12 protein-coding genes and 1 pseudogene are annotated in these 18527 nt (G+C 48.4%); 11 read left to right on the top strand and 2 right to left on the bottom strand.

The window, feature by feature from the left end; translation table 11 throughout:
• Nucleotide 1: 1 nt before the first annotated feature.
• Nucleotides 2–892 (bottom strand): annotated as a pseudogene (locus RA178_RS20250) (YifB family Mg chelatase-like AAA ATPase); the annotation flags it as partial.
• Between the two features lie 216 nt (nucleotides 893–1108).
• On the opposite strand from RA178_RS20250, the gene RA178_RS20245 reads away from it, so the two are divergent.
• The 4 genes from RA178_RS20245 (at nucleotide 1109) to paeA (ending at nucleotide 7881) form a co-directional block, all read left to right on the top strand.
• The gene (locus tag RA178_RS20245; protein WP_306683584.1) at nucleotides 1109–2257 is read left to right on the top strand and encodes a DUF1963 domain-containing protein; all 1149 of its coding nucleotides are present in this window, start codon (nucleotides 1109–1111) and stop codon (nucleotides 2255–2257) included.
• A gap of 693 nt (nucleotides 2258–2950) precedes the next feature.
• Nucleotides 2951–3979, top strand: coding sequence for an ABC transporter substrate-binding protein (locus RA178_RS20240; protein ID WP_173248009.1), 1029 nt, complete (start codon nucleotides 2951–2953; stop codon nucleotides 3977–3979).
• Nucleotides 3980–4024: 45 nt separating this feature from the next.
• Nucleotides 4025–5809 carry a GGDEF domain-containing protein gene (locus RA178_RS20235; RefSeq protein WP_306685434.1) on the top strand — a complete coding sequence of 595 codons (1785 nt, stop codon included), beginning with the start codon at nucleotides 4025–4027 and terminating at the stop codon, nucleotides 5807–5809.
• 755 nt (nucleotides 5810–6564) lie between these two features.
• Nucleotides 6565–7881, top strand: a complete 1317-nt coding sequence (gene paeA, locus RA178_RS20230) for a polyamine export protein PaeA (RefSeq protein ID WP_105250472.1) — start codon at nucleotides 6565–6567, stop codon at nucleotides 7879–7881.
• A 156-nt stretch (nucleotides 7882–8037) separates the two neighbouring features.
• Here the strand turns inward: paeA and ilvY are convergent, their stop codons facing one another.
• Entirely contained in the window at nucleotides 8038–8910 is an 873-nt protein-coding gene (gene ilvY / locus RA178_RS20225) for an HTH-type transcriptional activator IlvY (RefSeq protein WP_306683582.1), read from the bottom strand.
• Nucleotides 8911–9141: 231 nt separating this feature from the next.
• Between ilvY and ilvC the strand changes: the two genes are divergently transcribed.
• From ilvC to RA178_RS20190, 7 genes are all read left to right on the top strand, one after another.
• Nucleotides 9142–10620: a ketol-acid reductoisomerase gene (gene ilvC, locus RA178_RS20220; protein ID WP_306683581.1), complete on the top strand. Its 1479-nt coding sequence runs from the start codon at nucleotides 9142–9144 to the stop codon at nucleotides 10618–10620.
• Between the two features lie 676 nt (nucleotides 10621–11296).
• Entirely contained in the window at nucleotides 11297–12970 is a 1674-nt protein-coding gene (gene ilvG, locus RA178_RS20215; protein ID WP_306683579.1) for an acetolactate synthase 2 catalytic subunit, read from the top strand.
• Nucleotides 12967–13224, top strand: coding sequence for an acetolactate synthase 2 small subunit (gene ilvM, locus RA178_RS20210; RefSeq protein WP_006083459.1), 258 nt, complete (start codon nucleotides 12967–12969; stop codon nucleotides 13222–13224). Before ilvG ends, ilvM begins: the two co-directional genes overlap by 4 nt.
• A 57-nt stretch (nucleotides 13225–13281) precedes the next feature.
• Nucleotides 13282–15141 carry a dihydroxy-acid dehydratase gene (gene ilvD / locus RA178_RS20205; RefSeq protein ID WP_306683575.1) on the top strand — a complete coding sequence of 620 codons (1860 nt, stop codon included), beginning with the start codon at nucleotides 13282–13284 and terminating at the stop codon, nucleotides 15139–15141.
• 17 nt (nucleotides 15142–15158) lie between these two features.
• Nucleotides 15159–16760, top strand: coding sequence for a threonine ammonia-lyase, biosynthetic (gene ilvA, locus RA178_RS20200; protein ID WP_306685433.1), 1602 nt, complete (start codon nucleotides 15159–15161; stop codon nucleotides 16758–16760).
• 207 nt (nucleotides 16761–16967) lie between these two features.
• Nucleotides 16968–18101 carry a pyridoxal-phosphate-dependent aminotransferase family protein gene (locus RA178_RS20195; RefSeq protein WP_306683574.1) on the top strand — a complete coding sequence of 378 codons (1134 nt, stop codon included), beginning with the start codon at nucleotides 16968–16970 and terminating at the stop codon, nucleotides 18099–18101.
• Nucleotide 18102: 1 nt separating this feature from the next.
• Nucleotides 18103–18363 (top strand): hypothetical protein, encoded by a 261-nt coding sequence (locus tag RA178_RS20190; protein WP_306683573.1) that lies wholly within the window; start codon nucleotides 18103–18105, stop codon nucleotides 18361–18363.
• The last annotated feature ends 164 nt before the right edge of the window (nucleotides 18364–18527 follow it).

Below are 18527 nucleotides of genomic sequence, written 5' to 3'. Positions count from 1 at the left end.
AAGCGATGGAAGTGTCACCAGGTTTTGGGATACTGCCACCGCCAACGAGGGAAATCGAAGAACTCGTGTGGTGCGGCGCCCTAAATGGTCGCTGTAAAAAATGCTGCGGTTTAATGTCGAGCCCAGCAACGGAATGAATTGCCGCCACTTCTAACGCTTCCTCATAATTGAGCGCGGGCAATAGCGCCATCATGCGGCTGGCAAGCATGGTCTTGCCAGTACCTGGCGGGCCTAGCATCAAGAGGTTGTGGTTACCCGCAGCGGCAATTTCGAGTGCTTGCTTAGCCTGATATTGGCCAATCACATCGCTCAGGCAAGTATGGGACTCGGGTGTCTCTTGGCTTACCCATTCTAACTGTGGCGCCAGTGTGGGCAGTTGGTTTTGCCCTTGTAAATACGCGGCTAGACTTTGCAGATGCGAACCAAATAACACATTGGGATAGCCGACTAGCTCGGCATCGTGGCGGTTATCTAGCGGTAAGACCAAGATATGGTCTTGGCGTTTCGCCGCGATAATCGCGGGCAATAACCCTTGGCAGTAACGTATGTGCCCTGACAGTGCCAACTCACCGACAAACTCGATATTTTTTAAACTGTTAATGGGAATCTGTTCCGAAGCGGCCAATATGCCCACGGCGATGGGTAAGTCGTAGCGGCCACCTTGTTTAGGTAAATCAGCTGGCGCGAGATTGACGGTTATCCGCCGCATTGGAAACTCGAATCCCGCATTGATCAAGGCACTGCGTACTCGCTCGCGGGCTTCTTTTACCGAAGCTTCGGGTAAGCCTACAAGATTAAATGCTGGTAAGCCGTTGCTGAGATGCACTTCAACTGTGACTTGAGGAGCTTCGACTCCACAACTGGCTCGGGTATTGACACAGGCAATCGCCATAAACAAATCCTTTTGTTGATCTTTTTCGCTGAATTTGAGTGTAGCAGTAATTAATGGGAGGGGTTTCCTATCGCCTAGGTCGTTGTCCTTCTCATTAGCAAGCCGTTGACTCCGGCTTTGCTAATCGTGTGATAGGCTTGGCAATTTGCCTTATTTGAAGATGGCAAATAGTTGATAAAAATGATAAAAAACAAACATTGGAGTCGTGAGGTAAATATGGATATGTTGTTAGCAGAAAATTCCCCCATTCGTCGGCAGTTGTTAGAGCAAAAGCTGGCGCAGTTTAAAGACCCGCATCTTGCCCATACGCTCTCGGCGTTTATTCGCAGTAGTGTCGATCTCTATCCCTGTGCAATCGAAGACTATGCTCAGTTAGGTAACAGCCGGCTGGGTGGATTGCCGGATTTGCCTGTCGGCATGGATTATCCGGTGACTTTGGTTGGACGGGAGGAGATGCTGGATGGCTATGTTGAGAGCTTTGGCCATACCCGCGAGTTTATTAATGAGCATTGGCGGCAGGACTGGCAGGACGATTGGGAGACAGATGAGGCGCATCTTTGGGACTGGGACGAGGCGGCGCAAGCCTTCCGTGTGCCCATGCAATTTATCGCACAGCTCAACTGCAGCGACCTGAAGGCGTTTCAATCTTATTTGCCTCGAGAAGGGCGATTGTTGTTCTTTTTGGAGCGCTGGCGATTCTCGGAAATGCTTCGCGGCCATGTCTATTATGTCGCTGAGGATCAACAACTGAACTCTGGAAAAGCGATTGCCGAACCTAAGTTCGACGATGCGGTATGTGCAAACTATGAGTATGAAGAGGCTTATCAACTTCAGGGAATTGCCAGCATTAAGATGATAGCCCCTGACATGATTAATAGTGACAACCCGCATTTAGTAAAGTTAGCCAAGGCACGTTTACAAGCGCTACCAGAACCGCAACAAGCTATGGTGCTGGAGGCCCTAGCGGTTGTGGATGACGAATTGGCATCTGAGTGGCAAGATCAGCTCTACTTCTTTGACCTGATGAAAATGAATAAGCAGGGGTTAATTCCCGGGCAGATTTTCACTCAAGCGCAGTGGGCGGCACTACCTGAATGGCAGTCATCCAACCTGCAGGAATTGCTCGTTCCCGAGCAGCCGCTGCCCTATTTCGATGGGATAGCCAGCATTAATGGCCATGGTGATAGCCGCTATAAAGCACCCGAACTCCGCGCCGCAGCTGAATTAGGCGGCAATGCCGAAGATTATCTAGTACTGTTCAAAGTCGTCTACAGTGAGCATTCTATGCAGTTGAATTTTATTATCCACCAAGCGGATTTAGCGCTAGGCAAATTCGATCGCATTTACTGCATTTATGATTATTAGCGTATTGAAAGGTTGGCTACTGCCAACCTTTTTGTTTGGCGATGCGGGCTACACAGCACTTGGAGTACATCGAGACGATTGAAGGTGTATGTTGCGACCGATTAAAAGAAGAGTCACAAGCACAATTTAGTGCCTTTGAATGAATATGAGTTATAAAGGATTGATTCTGGGAGAAATGATTACCACTGAATAGATTGAGTGCTTGATAGTTATATTTAATTATTTCAATCAGTTAATGGAGATTAGTCAACTTATGCCATTATATGAGGGCATCGTTGAGCAGTCTCATTTGGTTGACCCTCCACTGAAAATCATGGTTCCCCTTCCAACGACCTTGATTCAACTTGACCGCTAGGCTGCATTAACGTCTGAGTTCTAACTTGTATTCCTTTTAAGTTCCCGTCATTTTCTCCGTGGTTAGGTCGCAAGACTGACCATAAGGCCGCCACTTACATCCCCATAAACATTCTACTACTGAGCCACTCGAACTCCTTATACCGACAGGGTGTCGGAATAAATAGTCAGCATATAAAGTATACTTTGTATCATTTTGTGGTTTAATCGAAACATCTGCTGCCGATTTTAGCAACATTTTGGGCGGCGATGCGGTAACAAGGTTGTGAATCGATAATAATAAAGTGACCTCTTGTGAAGGATGACATTTGAGGGAACATGGTCGAGGAGAACTCGCCTATGCGTTCGTGGATGTTAGCGTGTGTGTTTATCTGTACTGCGGGTTTTGGTGGGGCAGCATGGGCAAAACTCGATGTGGTTTTTTTTAATCCTGGGGCTGTCGATGACAGTTTTTGGGGAGATGTCGACCAATTGATGTTGGCGGCATCGACGACACTCGATATTAAACTCGATATCATTCATTCCGATCGCAATCACTTCAAGATGATCACCCAACTCGATGAGTTGTTAGCTTCTGCAAAGGCGTTACCTAATTACGTTATTCTGGTTAATGAAAAACAATCCGCGATAAAAATGCTGCAGGCGCTTTATCCTCACCCTGTCTATGTGCAATTGATTTTAAATGATATTTCCCCTGGCGAGCGTGATGCCTTGCTGCAAGATCCCCATTGGCAAGAATATCTGTTACCCGCCATTATTCCCGATAATTACGCTATTGGTTCGGCGACCGCTAAGGCCTTAATGGACGACTTAGAGGGAAAGGCGGCTAAAGTTCTGTTGATTTCGGGCGATAAATCGACGCCTGCTTCAGTGCTACGAACCCAAGGCGCCAGTGACTATTTCTTTATGCAGTCCAATGCCACTCTGACTCAAACGGTTTATGGCCAATGGAGTGAGGCTGTGGCTTATGGGCAAGCGTTAACCCTGCTGAATCGTTATCCTGATCTGAATGTGATTTGGACCGCCAGTGATCGTATGGCGATTGGGGTGCTTAAGGCATTGAAGGAAAAAGGTTTGGTGTCTGGTAAAGATGTATTTGTCGGTACGATCAATACTTCACCTGAGATTTTACAGCTTTGTCGCCAGCACTCTGTGAGTGTTATTGGTGGCGGGCATTTTTTGGTTGGCGCTTTAGGTTTGGTCGAATTGCAATATTATCAGCAGCATAAAAAATATCTCCCCTATGACAATGTTGCCTTGTTCGGTGTTTTGCAACCAGATTCGGCATTTTATCAAATGTTAGTTGCTCGAGATTGGCCACAGATTTTCCAGTCTCAGATTTTGAATAAGTTGCCCCTTAAGGCGTAATAACAGGTGTACATGAAGCATCATAATCATTCTATTAGCCACAAGATGACGCTGATTATTATTGGGGTGAGCTCGTTTTTTGCTGTGTTAACTATGCTGGTACAGTTGATTTGGAACTATCAGGATAGTATCGATAATGCGACTTCGGATATCCGCGAGTATTCAGAATCTATTTTGCCAAGCGTGGCTAAGTCACTGTGGGACGTCGACCGTAGCTTGTTATCGGATTTGCTCTCTGGACTGGGGATGATGCCATTAGTGTCGAGTGTACATTTAGACAGTATCGATGGCGTCACTATGCATCTGGGTAAACCTTTGTTAACCGATGATGAGTCGCAAACTCTATTTCACTATCCTGTGACCTATCAAGAGCAGTCGATAGCGACTTTGACCGTAGGGTTAGATACCAATCGGCTTTACTACGAACTGTGGCGGCAGTTGATTTTTATCGTGCTCGGTAATGGGTTAAAGACCCTGTTGATGATTTATTTGATTTTGACCTTAGTGCGACTCATGGTGACAGATAGATTGTCGGCACTGGAAGATTTCACTAATAAAATCAATCTTAACTCGTTAAAAAAGTTATCTGTACCCGAGACGGTAACCGCAAGACCCGATGAAATAGCCCATGTTGCATTGTCACTTAAGGATATGTATCAAAGGATACGTAATGATTTAGCCATCAATAAACGTCAGCAACGTGCACTGCAACAACAGCAGCATTTATTGTCTGACTTAGTCAAAGAACGAACTAAAGAATTAGATTGGCAGTCGCAGTCGAATCAATTGTTGGCAGAGATTTCGTTGCAATTTTTGAGCATAGATACCTGCAATGTGGATAAAACCTTAACTGAAGTATGCCACAAAATAGGTCAGTTATTTGATGTTGAAAGGGTGAGTCTTCTCGAATTTTATCAGCAGCATGCCTATTACCGCAGCTTTTGGACCAGTGACTTACACGCAAATAAGGTCCAAGTGATTTCGGTAGATAATATTGCTCAACTGGCTAAAAAATTCGAGACGGAATCGACCTTAGTGATTGAGGATCTTGAGGCGTTAAAGGCTTTTTCACCACAGGAATATGAGGTAATGAAATCCGTGGGGATATGTTCGATTGCCGCCTTTGCGATTAAAAATGCTGGGGAGTTATTGGGATTGCTCTCGCTGTCGACTGTGTCGCGGCCATTAAATTGGAACGCCCAGAAAAAGAATATGCTGACCCAATTCGCCTCCGCATTGAACGAGTTACTGCTACGCGAACAGAAAGAGCGTCAGATGATAGTGCTACAACAAGCGCTGGTTGCCGCGAATAGCCAATTAAAGGTGATGGCTGAAACCGATGAGTTAACTGGCTTAGCTAATAGACGACCCTTTACCGAAAGATTAGCTACTGTGCTACAAGCTAACACTCCAGCGGGATTGTTAATGTTAGATATCGATTATTTCAAATCCTACAACGACACTTATGGTCATCTTGAAGGCGATACTGTGCTCAAGCGAGTGGCAGATGCCTTAGCACAGTGCGATATCCTGCCGCACAATGCTCTATTGGCTCGCATTGGTGGTGAAGAGTTTGCTTTGGTCGTCGAGCAGGTCACGCCAGCACAGTTAACGGCTATTGCTACGCAACTGTGTTATCTCGTTGAGCAACTCAATATTCCCCATCAAGTATCTCCCTTGGCTGTGGTGACGATCAGTATTGGCAGCGTGTTTTTGCCATTAGATAAGATCTCGGGGTTTAAGATGGCCGACGTATTACGCCGCGCCGATGTTTGCCTCTATCGCGCTAAGGATAAGGGTCGCAATAGAGTCGAGGTTGAAGTGATTTAATGGGAGCCGGTTGAAGGTGATGTTACTCTTTCGCCAAGATATCCCAACGCGTTGCTGGATTGGCTACTGAGCTTCAAGAGTCTAGGTGCTATGCTGCAAAATTGGAGGCATATTCGGTTTGCATCACTACGCCACAGACGCCCTCAATCATGCTAACTAATTGATAACATTTATATGAAACATAGCGGTAGATAAGTCGCTAAGATAAAAATTACTCAAGGTGAGGTAATATTAGGCGGCAGATGAGATATAATCTGTCGCCTATTGTCGATTTAGCGATGCACTCTGAGTGACATCCATGCTGCCATTCTGGACGTATTTTACGTAACGCAACTAAGCAAAGCCACGACTGCATAGTCAATTCTATTGGCTTAAATGTACGTTCTAGCAGCTCAATATCAAAGCCACCGCGCTCGGATGTCTAATGTCATCGAGTCGAGTAAAATAATTAAATGCTGTATATTCAGTCGCTTCGACATAAAACATTACTTAAATGATGCAAGTGCATTAGCGCTATGCGTGGGCTGCGAGAGCGGAGTCACGCATAACTCGTGAATTTGCAGATATACTGAGTGCACCCTAAGGATTGTCATCTAAGCGCTCATTCATCTTTGGGGTGAAAGTGGTCAATACAATCTTGTTGTGCAGCGACCAGACAAAGCAAACTTTGCTCAAATACAATGAATTCAACTGACTCGCGAGCAATAAAGCGCGAGTTGGTCCTAGTTAGTCCAGTGTTAAATGAAAGGTGTTACATGAGTCTCTTTGATAACGTGATGATTATATTGTGTCTAATCGGCGCGAGTTGTTTTTTCTCTATGTCAGAAATTGCACTTGCCGCTTCACGTAAAATTCGTTTACGTCAGTTAGCCGATGAGGGCGATGCACGAGCAGAAAAAGTGCTGCAGTTACAAGCCGTTCCCGGTAGCTTTTTTACGGTAGTACAAATTGGTCTTAATGCCGTTGCCATCATGGGCGGTATTGTGGGTGAGTCGGCATTTCGGCCTTACTTCTATCAGTTGCTTTCCCCTTTAGTTGCCGAGCCTTGGCTGAGCCAATTGAGCTTTGTTTTATCCTTCATAACGGTAACCAGCGCCTTTATTTTAGTCGCCGATTTAATGCCAAAACGCATTGCCATGGCGATGCCTGAGCCTGTCGCTTTAGCTGTTGTCGGGCCTATGTCTTTCTGTATTGTGCTATTACGCCCATTAGTGTGGTTTTTCAATGGCATGGCGAGTGGTATCTTTAAACTGCTGCAGATCCCAACCGTGCGTAACGATGCCATCACCTCCGACGACATTTATGCCGTCATGAATGCGGGTGCCGAAGCTGGGGTGCTAGATCGCGGTGAGCAACAGATGATGGAAAATGTGTTTGAAATGCAAACCGTTTCTGTGACTTCGGCCATGACGGCCCGTGAAAGCTTAGTGTACTTTTTACTGCAAGACAGTGAAGAAGATATCAAGCGTAAAATTTCTGAAGATCCCCATACTAAGTTCCTCGTCTGCGATGGTCAGTTGGATATGATCAAAGGCTTCGTGGATGCGAAAGAATTGCTGATCCGTGTGATCAACGGTGAGAATATCATCTTAAAAGGCAGTAACTTAATCCATACTTCGCTGATCATTCCCGATACGCTGAGCCTGTCAGAAGCGATGGAATACTTTAAAAATAGTCGCGCCGATTTTGCCGTGGTAATGAACGAATACGCCTTAGTGGTGGGGATTGTTACTACTAACGATCTACAGCGCGCCGTAATGGGGGCTTGGTCATTGCACGAGAGCGAAGAGCAGATCATCGCCCGTGATAGCAACTCTTGGTTAGTCGACGGTGTGACGCCTATTACCGACGTAATGCGCGCCTTTGGTATTGAGGAGTTTCCGCATAATCAGAACTACGAAACCATTGCTGGTTTTATGATGTATATGCTGCGTAAAATCCCTAAGCGTACGGATTTCGTGAACTATGCGGGCTATAAATTTGAGGTGGTCGATATCGATTCGTACAAGGTCGATCAGCTATTGGTGACCCGTATCGATCCTATTGATAAGCTCAACTCGCCGGATGTGTAATCCTGTGGCAATAGCTCGTTAGCACCAATTTGATCGCAACTGTTCGATAGTGAAGCGGTTCTCTTTAGCTAAGTTTTTAGCTTTTTGAGAGCCGTTTCGGTTTTCTATCTCGTTGAAACTATTCACTCGCACTTTTATTTTGTATTACTTCCCCGTTTAAATCACATCCAAAAACGCATTAACGATGGGATCATCAAGTCGTTTCACCTTGCAGCAGCAACCTAACTCGAACGATGGAATAGCAACCGGCGACGAGAGTAGCTGAATGCGATCTCGCACTGGGCTATTATTGATCACCACTTCGGGGCTCATGCTCACGCCGCAACCTAACGCTACCATAGAGGCGATCGCTTCCTGTCCCGAGACTTGGGCGTAAATATTAGGGCTGATGCCCATTTGTTTGAACCAGTTATCGGCGCGGCGCCGTCCTGGGCCGTGATCTGGGATGATAAAGGGTACGCTCGACCAATCGATGGGCGTTTGGCTAACTTGTTGCTGTACTGCACAGCGGATCGTCGGTGCGATAATCGACAGCGGCACATCGTCGATTTTGGCAAAGTGTAAGCTGCTGGGAAACGGATCGGGCAGGGCGGCGATGGCGATATCGGCGCGATTCTGCTGCACTTCTGCTAGCGCGTTGGCTGCATCTCCCGTGGTTAAAGCAATCTCGACGAAGGGATGTTCTTGGCGGAATAAATCCAATAAACCCGGTAAATGACTGTAAGCAGCGGTGACCGAGCAATACAGATTCAGCCGACCGCGTAGCACGTCCTGCTTGAGATCGATACTGAGCTTGAGGGTGCTCCAATGGTTCAAGGTCTGCTCGGCGAATCGCTTAAACTCGTGTCCCGCGTGGGTTAAGGTCACGCTGCGATTATCCCGCTCTAACAACTTAGCGTTTACTTCCTCTTCTAATCTTTGCAGGGCTCGGCTTAAGGTTGATGGGCTCACATGCATCTGCTCCGCCGTCTTGGCGAAGTGCAAACTGTCACATAAGTGCAGGTACAATTTGAGGGTACGAATATCCATAACTTATCCTGTTTAGCCTGAGCCTGAGTGCTGCATATTGCCGCCGATGTTGCTGCCAGTGTTACTGAGCGTTATTGCGGCTGACGTTGCGAATAATGCAATATGAAGTTCCGAATATATCATTTTAAGCAATGATAAGCATGGGTTATAGTGATTTCAATCACAACCAAGTCGTAACATTATGTTAGTTTGGTTGCGTCCAAAATTTCTGACTTATAGGTGGTATATCAGATGGCTAACTATTTTAACTCTCTGAATTTACGTCAACAATTAGCACAGCTTGGCCAATGTCGTTTCATGGGTCGTTCTGAGTTTAGCGACGGCTGTAACTACATCAAAGATTGGAATATTGTTATTTTAGGTTGTGGTGCTCAAGGTCTTAACCAAGGCTTGAACATGCGTGATTCGGGTCTGAATATCTCTTTTGCCCTGCGTCCTGAAGCGATTGAACAGAAACGTGCCTCATGGCAAAAAGCAACCGATAACGGTTTCCGTGTCGGTACCTTTGAAGAATTAATCCCCGCGGCGGATCTGGTCCTTAATCTGACGCCGGACAAACAGCATTCAAACGTGGTTAACGCGGTTATGCCACTGATGAAGCAAGGCTCTACCTTGTCTTACTCACACGGCTTCAACATCGTTGAAGAGGGTATGCAAGTTCGTTCCGACATCACTGTGGTGATGGTTGCGCCTAAGTGCCCAGGTACTGAAGTGCGTGAAGAATACAAACGTGGTTTTGGTGTGCCTACCCTTATCGCGGTTCACCCAGAAAACGATCCAAACGGTGACGGTTTAGAGATTGCTAAAGCCTACGCTAGCGCAACGGGTGGAGACAGAGCCGGTGTTTTACTGTCGTCTTTCATCGCAGAAGTGAAATCGGATCTGATGGGCGAACAGACCATTCTGTGCGGTATGTTGCAGACGGGTGCCATCTTAGGTTACGAGAAAATGATCGCCGATGGCGTTGAGCCAGGCTATGCGGCCAAGCTTATCCAGCAAGGTTGGGAAACGGTCACTGAAGCGCTGAAACACGGCGGCATCACTAACATGATGGACCGTTTGTCTAATCCAGCCAAGATTAAAGCATTTGAAATTGCAGAAGATTTAAAAGAAATCCTCCAGCCACTATTTGAAAAGCACATGGATGACATCATCAGCGGCGAATTCTCACGCACTATGATGGAAGACTGGGCGAACGATGATGCGAACTTGCTGCGTTGGAGAGCGGAAACTGGCGAAACAGGTTTCGAAAATGCGCCCGTATCGAGTGAGCATATCGACGAACAAACCTATTTCGACAAAGGTATTTTCCTTGTTGCTATGATCAAAGCGGGTGTGGAACTGGCGTTCGACACTATGGTGTCTGCGGGTATTGTGGAAGAGTCGGCTTATTACGAGTCACTGCACGAAACCCCACTTATCGCTAACACGATTGCTCGTAAGCGTTTGTACGAAATGAACGTAGTGATTTCAGACACAGCCGAATACGGTTGCTACCTGTTCAATCACGCCGCCGTACCTATGCTGCGCGACTACGTTAATGCCATGTCATCTGAGTATTTAGGTGCTGGCCTGAAAGACAGCGCAACCGGTGTCGACAACCTAACGCTCATTGCTGTTAACGAAGCGATTCGTGAAACAGCAGTGGAATATGTTGGCGCTGAGCTTCGCGGTTACATGACTGATATGAAGAGCATTGTTGAGGCTTAAGTGATAGTGAGTTAAGCCCAGCATTGGGGGAGAGGGTTGAGACTCAAAGGACTTGGGTCTCAGCTCAGTTCCCAAGCAAGCTCAAGATAGTGAAACGCGCATCTTGAGCTTGCTTAGTGATGAATCAGCTTAGTGATAAACAAATTTTTTCCTGTTCAGTGGGTTGTCGAGCGGGCAAAAACGACACAGTTAGTGAGTCTATCGTTCAGTAGGTGAATCGCGCCGACTGAGGCTCAACAGTTAACGTTTTACTTTGTTGTTTTGCATTGTCTCGGCAGGGAAGCTGAATTTTTTTTGACAAAAGATATTTTTTATTGTGTTTGGCCGTTGCTTTATGGTAAAGCTAATAGCTCGCGCTAGGGCAAAGCCCAAAGCGATACTAACTTTCATGCAATATCCCAATTTTAGAAACACCGATTAGGAATCCATATTGATGTTTAACCAAGCTGCCAAGCTCATTCTCGTGATTATTACCGTCGTGATTATTAAATCACAGCGGGGGCGGCGCATGGCGAACTGATAGACCTAAAAGGTTAAAAGTTTCGAAAGAACCCCCCGCTCCGAAAGGACCGGGGGGTTCTTCGTTTCAGGGCCTAGAGTAAGGTTCTAAGCTTCGAAAGAGTAAAAAATTAGCGTCGATTTTCGGCAATTCAGGACTAACGTAGCGAGAGAGAATATGGAACCAGGGCAGATGATCAGAGGCGCAGACGCGGTAATCAAAGTGTTAGCAGCACATGGAGTCACCACAGTGTTTGGTTACCCAGGTGGTGCCATTATGCCAATATACGATGCCCTCTATGGAAGCCCTGTTGAACATCTGCTCAGCCGTCACGAACAAGGCGCCGCCTTTGCGGCCGTAGGATACGCAAGAGCCAGCGGTAAAACCGGCGTGTGCTTTGCGACCTCAGGTCCAGGCGCGACTAACCTGATCACTTCCTTAGCCGACGCGCTGTTAGATTCAGTGCCTATCGTGGCCATCACAGGCCAAGTCTCCACCGCCGTTATCGGCACCGACGCCTTTCAAGAAATCGACGTGCTGGGCATGTCACTGAGCTGCACTAAGCACAGTTTTATGGTGACAAACATCAACGATCTTATCCCAACCTTGTATCAAGCTTTTGAGATCGCCGCATCCGGCCGCCCTGGCCCTGTGTTGGTCGATATCCCGAAGGATATCCAACTCGCTCACCTCGAATACCGTACACCTTTGCTGGCCGTCACCAACGAACCCCAAGCCGAGATGAGTGATATCGAGGCCGCCCGTGCGCTGTTGGCTGAAGCGAAACAACCTATGTTGTATGTCGGTGGCGGTGTGGGCATGGCGGGCGCGGTCGATCAACTGCGTGAGTTTATCAAAGTGACGGGCATACCTTCGGTCGCAACCTTGAAAGGGCTGGGCAGTATCGCCCATGGCACACCCGGCTACTTAGGCATGTTAGGTATGCATGGTGGCAAGGCGGCTAACTTAGCGGTACAGGATTGTGATTTGCTGATCGTGGTTGGCGCCCGTTTCGACGACAGAGTCACCGGCCGTTTAGCGAGCTTTGCCGACAACGCCAAAGTGATCCATTTAGACATAGACGCCGCTGAGCTGGGCAAGTTACGTATGCCAGAGGTGGCGATAGCCGGTGACTTACGTCAAATCTTGCCTGCCTTAGCCATGTCGATGAACATCACGCCTTGGCAGGCCGAGGTGGAGCATTTATCTCGTAAGCATCAATGGGATTATCAACACCCCGGCAGTTTGATCTATGCGCCTGCGCTGCTGCGTCGTTTAGCTAATAAGTTACCCGAGGACAATGTTGTTTGTTGCGATGTAGGTCAGCACCAAATGTGGGTGGCCCAGCATATGTGGTTCCGCCGTCCAGAGGATCACCTGTCCAGCGCGGGCTTAGGCACTATGGGTTTTGGTTTGCCCGCCGCGATTGGTGCGCAAGTGGCCCGTCCCGATGCGACAGTGGTGACGGTCTCTGGCGATGGTTCTTTTATGATGAATGTGCAGGAGCTGACCACCATCAAACGCCGCAAGCTACCAGTGAAAATCGTGCTGGTTGATAACCAAAAGCTTGGCATGGTGAAGCAGTGGCAACAGCTATTTTTTGAAGAGCGCTACAGTGAAACGGATTTATCCGATAACCCTGATTTTGTCTTATTGGCCTCCGCTTTTGATATTCCCGGCCGCACGATTTTTTCTTCCGACGAAGTGGAAGAAGCCTTAACCGAAATGTTAGCGGCTAAGGGCCCGTATTTGTTACACGTTGCAATCGACGATGCTTTTAACGTTTGGCCACTGGTGCCCCCCGGCGCATCAAACAGCGATATGATGGACGAAATGGAGAAACAAACATGATCCACTCTCTGGAATTAACGGTTCAACAACGCCCCGAAGTGCTTGAGCGTGTCCTGCGCGTGACTCGCCATCGTGGCTTTACGATTACCCAAATGCAGATGCGCATGAATGACGATGCGAGCCTGTCGCTGGATATGGAAGTCGATAGCGAACGTGCCATCGAACTGTTAAGTAATCAGCTGAATAAACTGATTGATGTGACTCAATGTAAGGTATTGTTACCGCTGAGCTTGCAACAAACGGCGAATGCTTAAGCCTGCGCCATATGAATTAAGAATACGATTTTCGATTTGAGATAAAGGATACAGTCAATGCCAAAGTTACGTTCAGCTACCAGTACCGAAGGCCGCAATATGGCGGGTGCCCGTGCGCTATGGCGCGCCACAGGGGTGAAAGACAATGATTTTGGTAAGCCAATTATCGCCATTGCTAACTCCTTTACTCAGTTTGTACCGGGTCACGTGCACTTAAAAGACATGGGCTCACTGGTGGCGAGCGCCATCGAAGAAGCGGGCGGTATCGCCAAAGAATTCAATACGATCGCCGTCGATGACGGTATCGCCATGGGCCACGGCGGCATGCTTTACAGTCTGCCATCGCGCGAGCTTATCGCCGACAGTGTGGAATACATGGTTAACGCCCACTGCGCCGATGCTTTAGTGTGTATCTCCAACTGCGACAAGATCACCCCCGGCATGTTGATGGCGGCGCTGCGCCTCAATATTCCCGTCGTGTTTGTGTCTGGCGGACCGATGGAAGCGGGTAAAACTAAGCTGTCGGATAAACTCATCAAACTCGACTTAGTCGATGCTATGGTTGCGGGCGCCGACTCGAACGTGAGTGATGAAGACAGTGCTAAAATCGAGCGTAGCGCGTGCCCAACCTGCGGTTCTTGTTCGGGTATGTTTACCGCCAACTCAATGAACTGTTTAACCGAAGCCCTAGGGTTATCGCTGCCGGGTAACGGTTCTATGCTGGCAACCCACGCCGATCGCCGTGAGCTGTTTTTAGAAGCGGGTCGTCGCGTGATGGCGTTGGCAAAACGTTATTATCATCAAGATGATGAATCGGCATTGCCACGTAATATCGCTAACTTCAAAGCCTTCGAAAATGCCATGACCTTAGATATCGCCATGGGCGGTTCATCTAATACCGTATTGCATTTATTGGCCGCCGCGCAGGAAGCCGATGTTGATTTTACCATGGCGGATATTGACCGTATGTCGCGCCTTGTGCCGCACCTTTGTAAGGTTGCGCCATCGACGCCTAAATACCATATGGAAGACGTGCACCGTGCGGGTGGGGTGATGGGGATTTTGGGTGAGCTAGACAGAGCCGGATTACTGCATACCGATGTGTTCCATGTGGCGGCCGATGAAGGCGGCAATTTAAAGTCGGTATTGGCCCAGTACGATGTGATGCAGACCCAAGATGAAAAAGTAAAACACTTCTTTATGGCGGGGCCTGCGGGGATTCCGACCACTAAAGCCTTTAGCCAAGATTGTCGTTGGCCGTCACTGGATAATGACAGACAAGAAGGCTGTATCCGTAGCCGTGAGTTTGCCTTTAGCCAAGAGGGCGGGCTTGCCGTATTGTCGGGCAACGTGGCCGAAAACGGCTGTATCGTTAAAACCGCGGGCGTGGATGAATCGAATCTGACCTTTATTGGCTCGGCGCGCGTCTATGAAAGCCAAGATGATGCCGTGGCGGGCATTTTAGGCGGTGAAGTGGTGGCGGGTGACGTGGTGGTTATCCGTTACGAAGGCCCGAAAGGTGGCCCGGGTATGCAAGAAATGTTGTATCCAACCAGTTACTTAAAATCACGCGGTTTAGGCAAGGCCTGCGCGCTGATCACCGACGGTCGTTTCTCTGGTGGTACTTCTGGTTTATCTATCGGTCACGTCTCACCCGAAGCGGCCGCTGGCGGCACAATCGCCTTGATTGAAAATGGCGATCGCATCGACATTGATATACCAAAACGCAGCATCAAGCTGGCGGTAAGCGATGCTGAACTCAATGCTCGCCGTGAAAAAATGCACAGTCTTGGCCCAATGGCGTGGAAACCAATTGGTCGCCAACGTTATGTGTCACTCGCACTTAAGGCCTACGCCATGCTCGCCACCAGTGCCGACAAGGGCGCGGTGCGCGATCGCAGTAAACTGGAGGACTAATTATGTTTACTGCATCTATGTTGCCACTCTCATCGCAAACTCAGGCGGATTTAGCCCATTTTCAGTTGGCACAAAGCTATCTGCAAAAAATCCTGTTGTCATCTGTGTATGACATAGCGAAAGTGACGCCGCTTTCCAGCATGAACAAGTTATCAGCGCGTTTGGGTTGTCAGGTATTTTTGAAGCGCGAAGATATGCAGCCAGTGCATTCCTTCAAGTTACGCGGTGCCTATAACCGTATCGCCCAGCTGACGAAAGAAGAATGTCAGCGCGGTGTGGTGTGCGCTTCGGCAGGCAATCATGCTCAGGGTGTAGCCATGTCGGCGGCGAGTCGCGGTGTGGATGCTGTGATTGTTATGCCCGAGACGACGCCCGATATTAAAGTCGATGCTGTGCGCCGTTTAGGTGGCAACGTGGTATTGCACGGCCAAGCCTTCGATCAAGCCAATGGTTTTGCAATGGCGATGGCCAAAGAAGAGGGCCGAGTCTATATCGCGCCCTTCGATGATGAAGCTGTGATCGCAGGCCAAGGCACTATCGCCCAAGAGATGTTGCAGCAGCAGCGCGATCTCGAAGTGGTATTTGTACCCGTGGGCGGCGGCGGTTTAATAGCGGGTATCGCAGCCTATTACAAGGCGGTAATGCCGCAGGTGAAAATTGTCGGCGTCGAGCCAGAAGACGCCGCCTGTTTAAAGGCAGCGATGGAAGCGGGCGAACCTGTGACACTGGCGCAAGTCGGTTTATTTGCCGATGGCGTGGCGGTTAAACGTATAGGCACTGAGCCGTTTAGAGTCGCGAAACTTTATGTCGATGAAGTAGTGACTGTCACCTCAGATGAAATCTGCGCTGCGGTGAAAGATATCTTCGAAGACACCCGTGCGATCGCCGAACCCGCAGGGGCCTTGTCCTTAGCTGGGCTTAAAAAATATGTCAGCGCTAATGCCCATGGTGATTGCGGCAATGGTGAAAAGGTCGCAGCGATTTTAAGTGGCGCGAATGTGAATTTTCACAGTCTGCGTTATGTGTCGGAACGTTGTGAGCTTGGCGAGCAAAAAGAAGCGGTACTGGCGGTGAAAGTCCCTGAGCGTCCGGGAAGTTTCTTAACATTCTGTGAGTTGCTCGATAAGCGGGTGATGACAGAGTTTAACTATCGTTTCAGCAGTCGTGATCTTGCCGTGGTGTTTGCCGGCATTCGCTTAAGCCGAGGCCAAGGTGAGCTAGAACAAATCATTACCACCTTAGAGGCCAATGGTTTTGAAGTGCAGGATTTATCCGGTGATGAAACCGCGAAATTGCATGTGCGTTATATGGTTGGCGGTCATCCACCTGAGCCTTTAGAGGAGCGTTTATTTAGCTTCGAGTTCCCCGAACATCCCGGCGCGCTACTGAAGTTTTTAACTACCTTGCAGAGCAAATGGAACATCAGTCTGTTCCATTATCGTAACCACGGCGCGGCCTTTGGCCGAGTGCTGGCGGGATTTGAAGTACCCGCGAGTGATGCCTTGCCGTTCCAACATTTTTTAACTGAACTGGGTTTTGTCTATCAAGAGGAAACTCAAAGTCCTGCCTATCAGCTGTTTTTAAATGCGGGTAACGGCAACAAGGCATTACAACCTTAGCGCACCATGCGCGTGATAGTTATGTTAGTCATAACTAAGGCTAAAGGAGGAGCGCACAGGCGCTCCTTTTTGTGGTAGTTTTGTAGACTTAATACTCTAGCCGCCGATTAGCGCGCCACTGTTAAGTCGCTGACTTAATCCGCTGACGATTGGCTAACGAATAATAACTAGACTTCGACCTACACCTACACGCATTAAGGAGACATGATGTTACCAGCACCGCGTTTTACCGCTTTTAATCCTCCTCGCCGTATTTTAATGGGCCCAGGCCCATCGGATGTTTATCCCGAAGTGCTTGCGGCGCAGTCGAGACCTACGGTCGGTCATTTAGATCCGCTGTTTGTGGGCATGATGGATGAGCTTAAGAGTCTGATCCAATACGCCTTCAAAACTAAAAACGAAATGACCATGGCGGTATCAGCGCCGGGCAGTGCGGGCATGGAAACCTGTTTCGTTAACTTAGTCGAGCCGGGTGAGAAGGTAATTGTCTGTCGTAACGGTGTGTTTGGTGAGCGTATGCGCCAAAACGTCGAGCGTATGGGCGCCATTGCCGTGCTGGTGGACAATGAGTGGGGCACACCTGTTGATCCTGCAGCGGTTGAAGCTGCGCTGAAAGCCAATCCCGATGCCAAATTTTTAGCCTTTGTGCACGCCGAAACCTCAACTGGCGCCTTGTCCGATGCCAAAACTCTGTGCGCATTAGCCAAAACCTATGGCTGTTTGAGCATAGTTGATGCGGTGACTTCCCTTGGCGGCGTTGAGTTAAGAGTCGATGAATGGGGCATAGATGCTATTTATTCTGGCAGTCAAAAGTGCCTTTCCTGTGTACCGGGTTTATCGCCCGTGTCTTTCTCGCCTGCAGCCGTCGAAAAACTCAAGAATCGCAAGACCCCAGTGCAAAGTTGGTTCCTCGATCAAAGCTTAGTGATGGCCTATTGGACCAGCGCGGGAGGCAAACGTAGTTACCATCACACTGCGCCAGTGAATGCGCTTTATGCACTTCATGAATCCCTGCGTATGTTAGCGGCCGAAGGCTTAGAGAATGCGTGGCAACGCCACCACGAAATGCATTTAGTGCTGCGTGCTGGGCTTGAAAAGTTAGGGCTTAACTTTGTGGTGGCCGAAGATTCGCGCTTGCCACAACTCAATGCCATTTATATCCCCGAAGGCGTTGATGATGCCGCTGTGCGGACTCGTTTGCTTAAAGATTATAACCTCGAAATTGGCGCCGGCCTTGGTGCTCTTGCGGGCAAAGCATGGCGCATTGGCCTTATGGGCTTCGGTGCCCGTCGTGAAAATGTCGCCTTATGCCTCAAGGCATTAGAAGAGGTGTTGAACTAATATGCCAAGATTACGCCTTGCCTTTTGCGGGCTAATGATCGCTTTGCTCAGTGCCTGCTCGGTGAATAATACCAGCAATGCGTCCTGCGATTTTGTGCGCGGAACCAACAATAATCAAAGCATGCGCGACGCGAGCGGCCACGATACGGGCAGCGCAGATGAGCGACAAAAAGATGTCAGTATTGGCTTCTTGAGTGTCATCTTTGGCGGCATCAGCCGAGCACTTTCTTCCGATGATTCATCGGATGGAAAGTGTTTGTAACTTAGTTAGTTTTAGTGGTTTTGATTAAACGAAAATCCCCGAAATGCGGGGATTTTTTAATTTTGTTAATAAAGTCGCTTTTGGCAGTAGGTAATATTGATTTAGCACTGTCATTCCAGTGACTCGCCGACTTTAGTTTAAAAAATACGTTGACCCTATCGGCC

This window comes from Shewanella oncorhynchi, from assembly GCF_030848765.1.
GTDB lineage: Bacteria > Pseudomonadota > Gammaproteobacteria > Enterobacterales > Shewanellaceae > Shewanella > Shewanella oncorhynchi.
The sequence above is the reverse complement of the archived record's forward strand: the minus strand, read 5'-3'. Positions and strand labels throughout refer to the sequence as shown.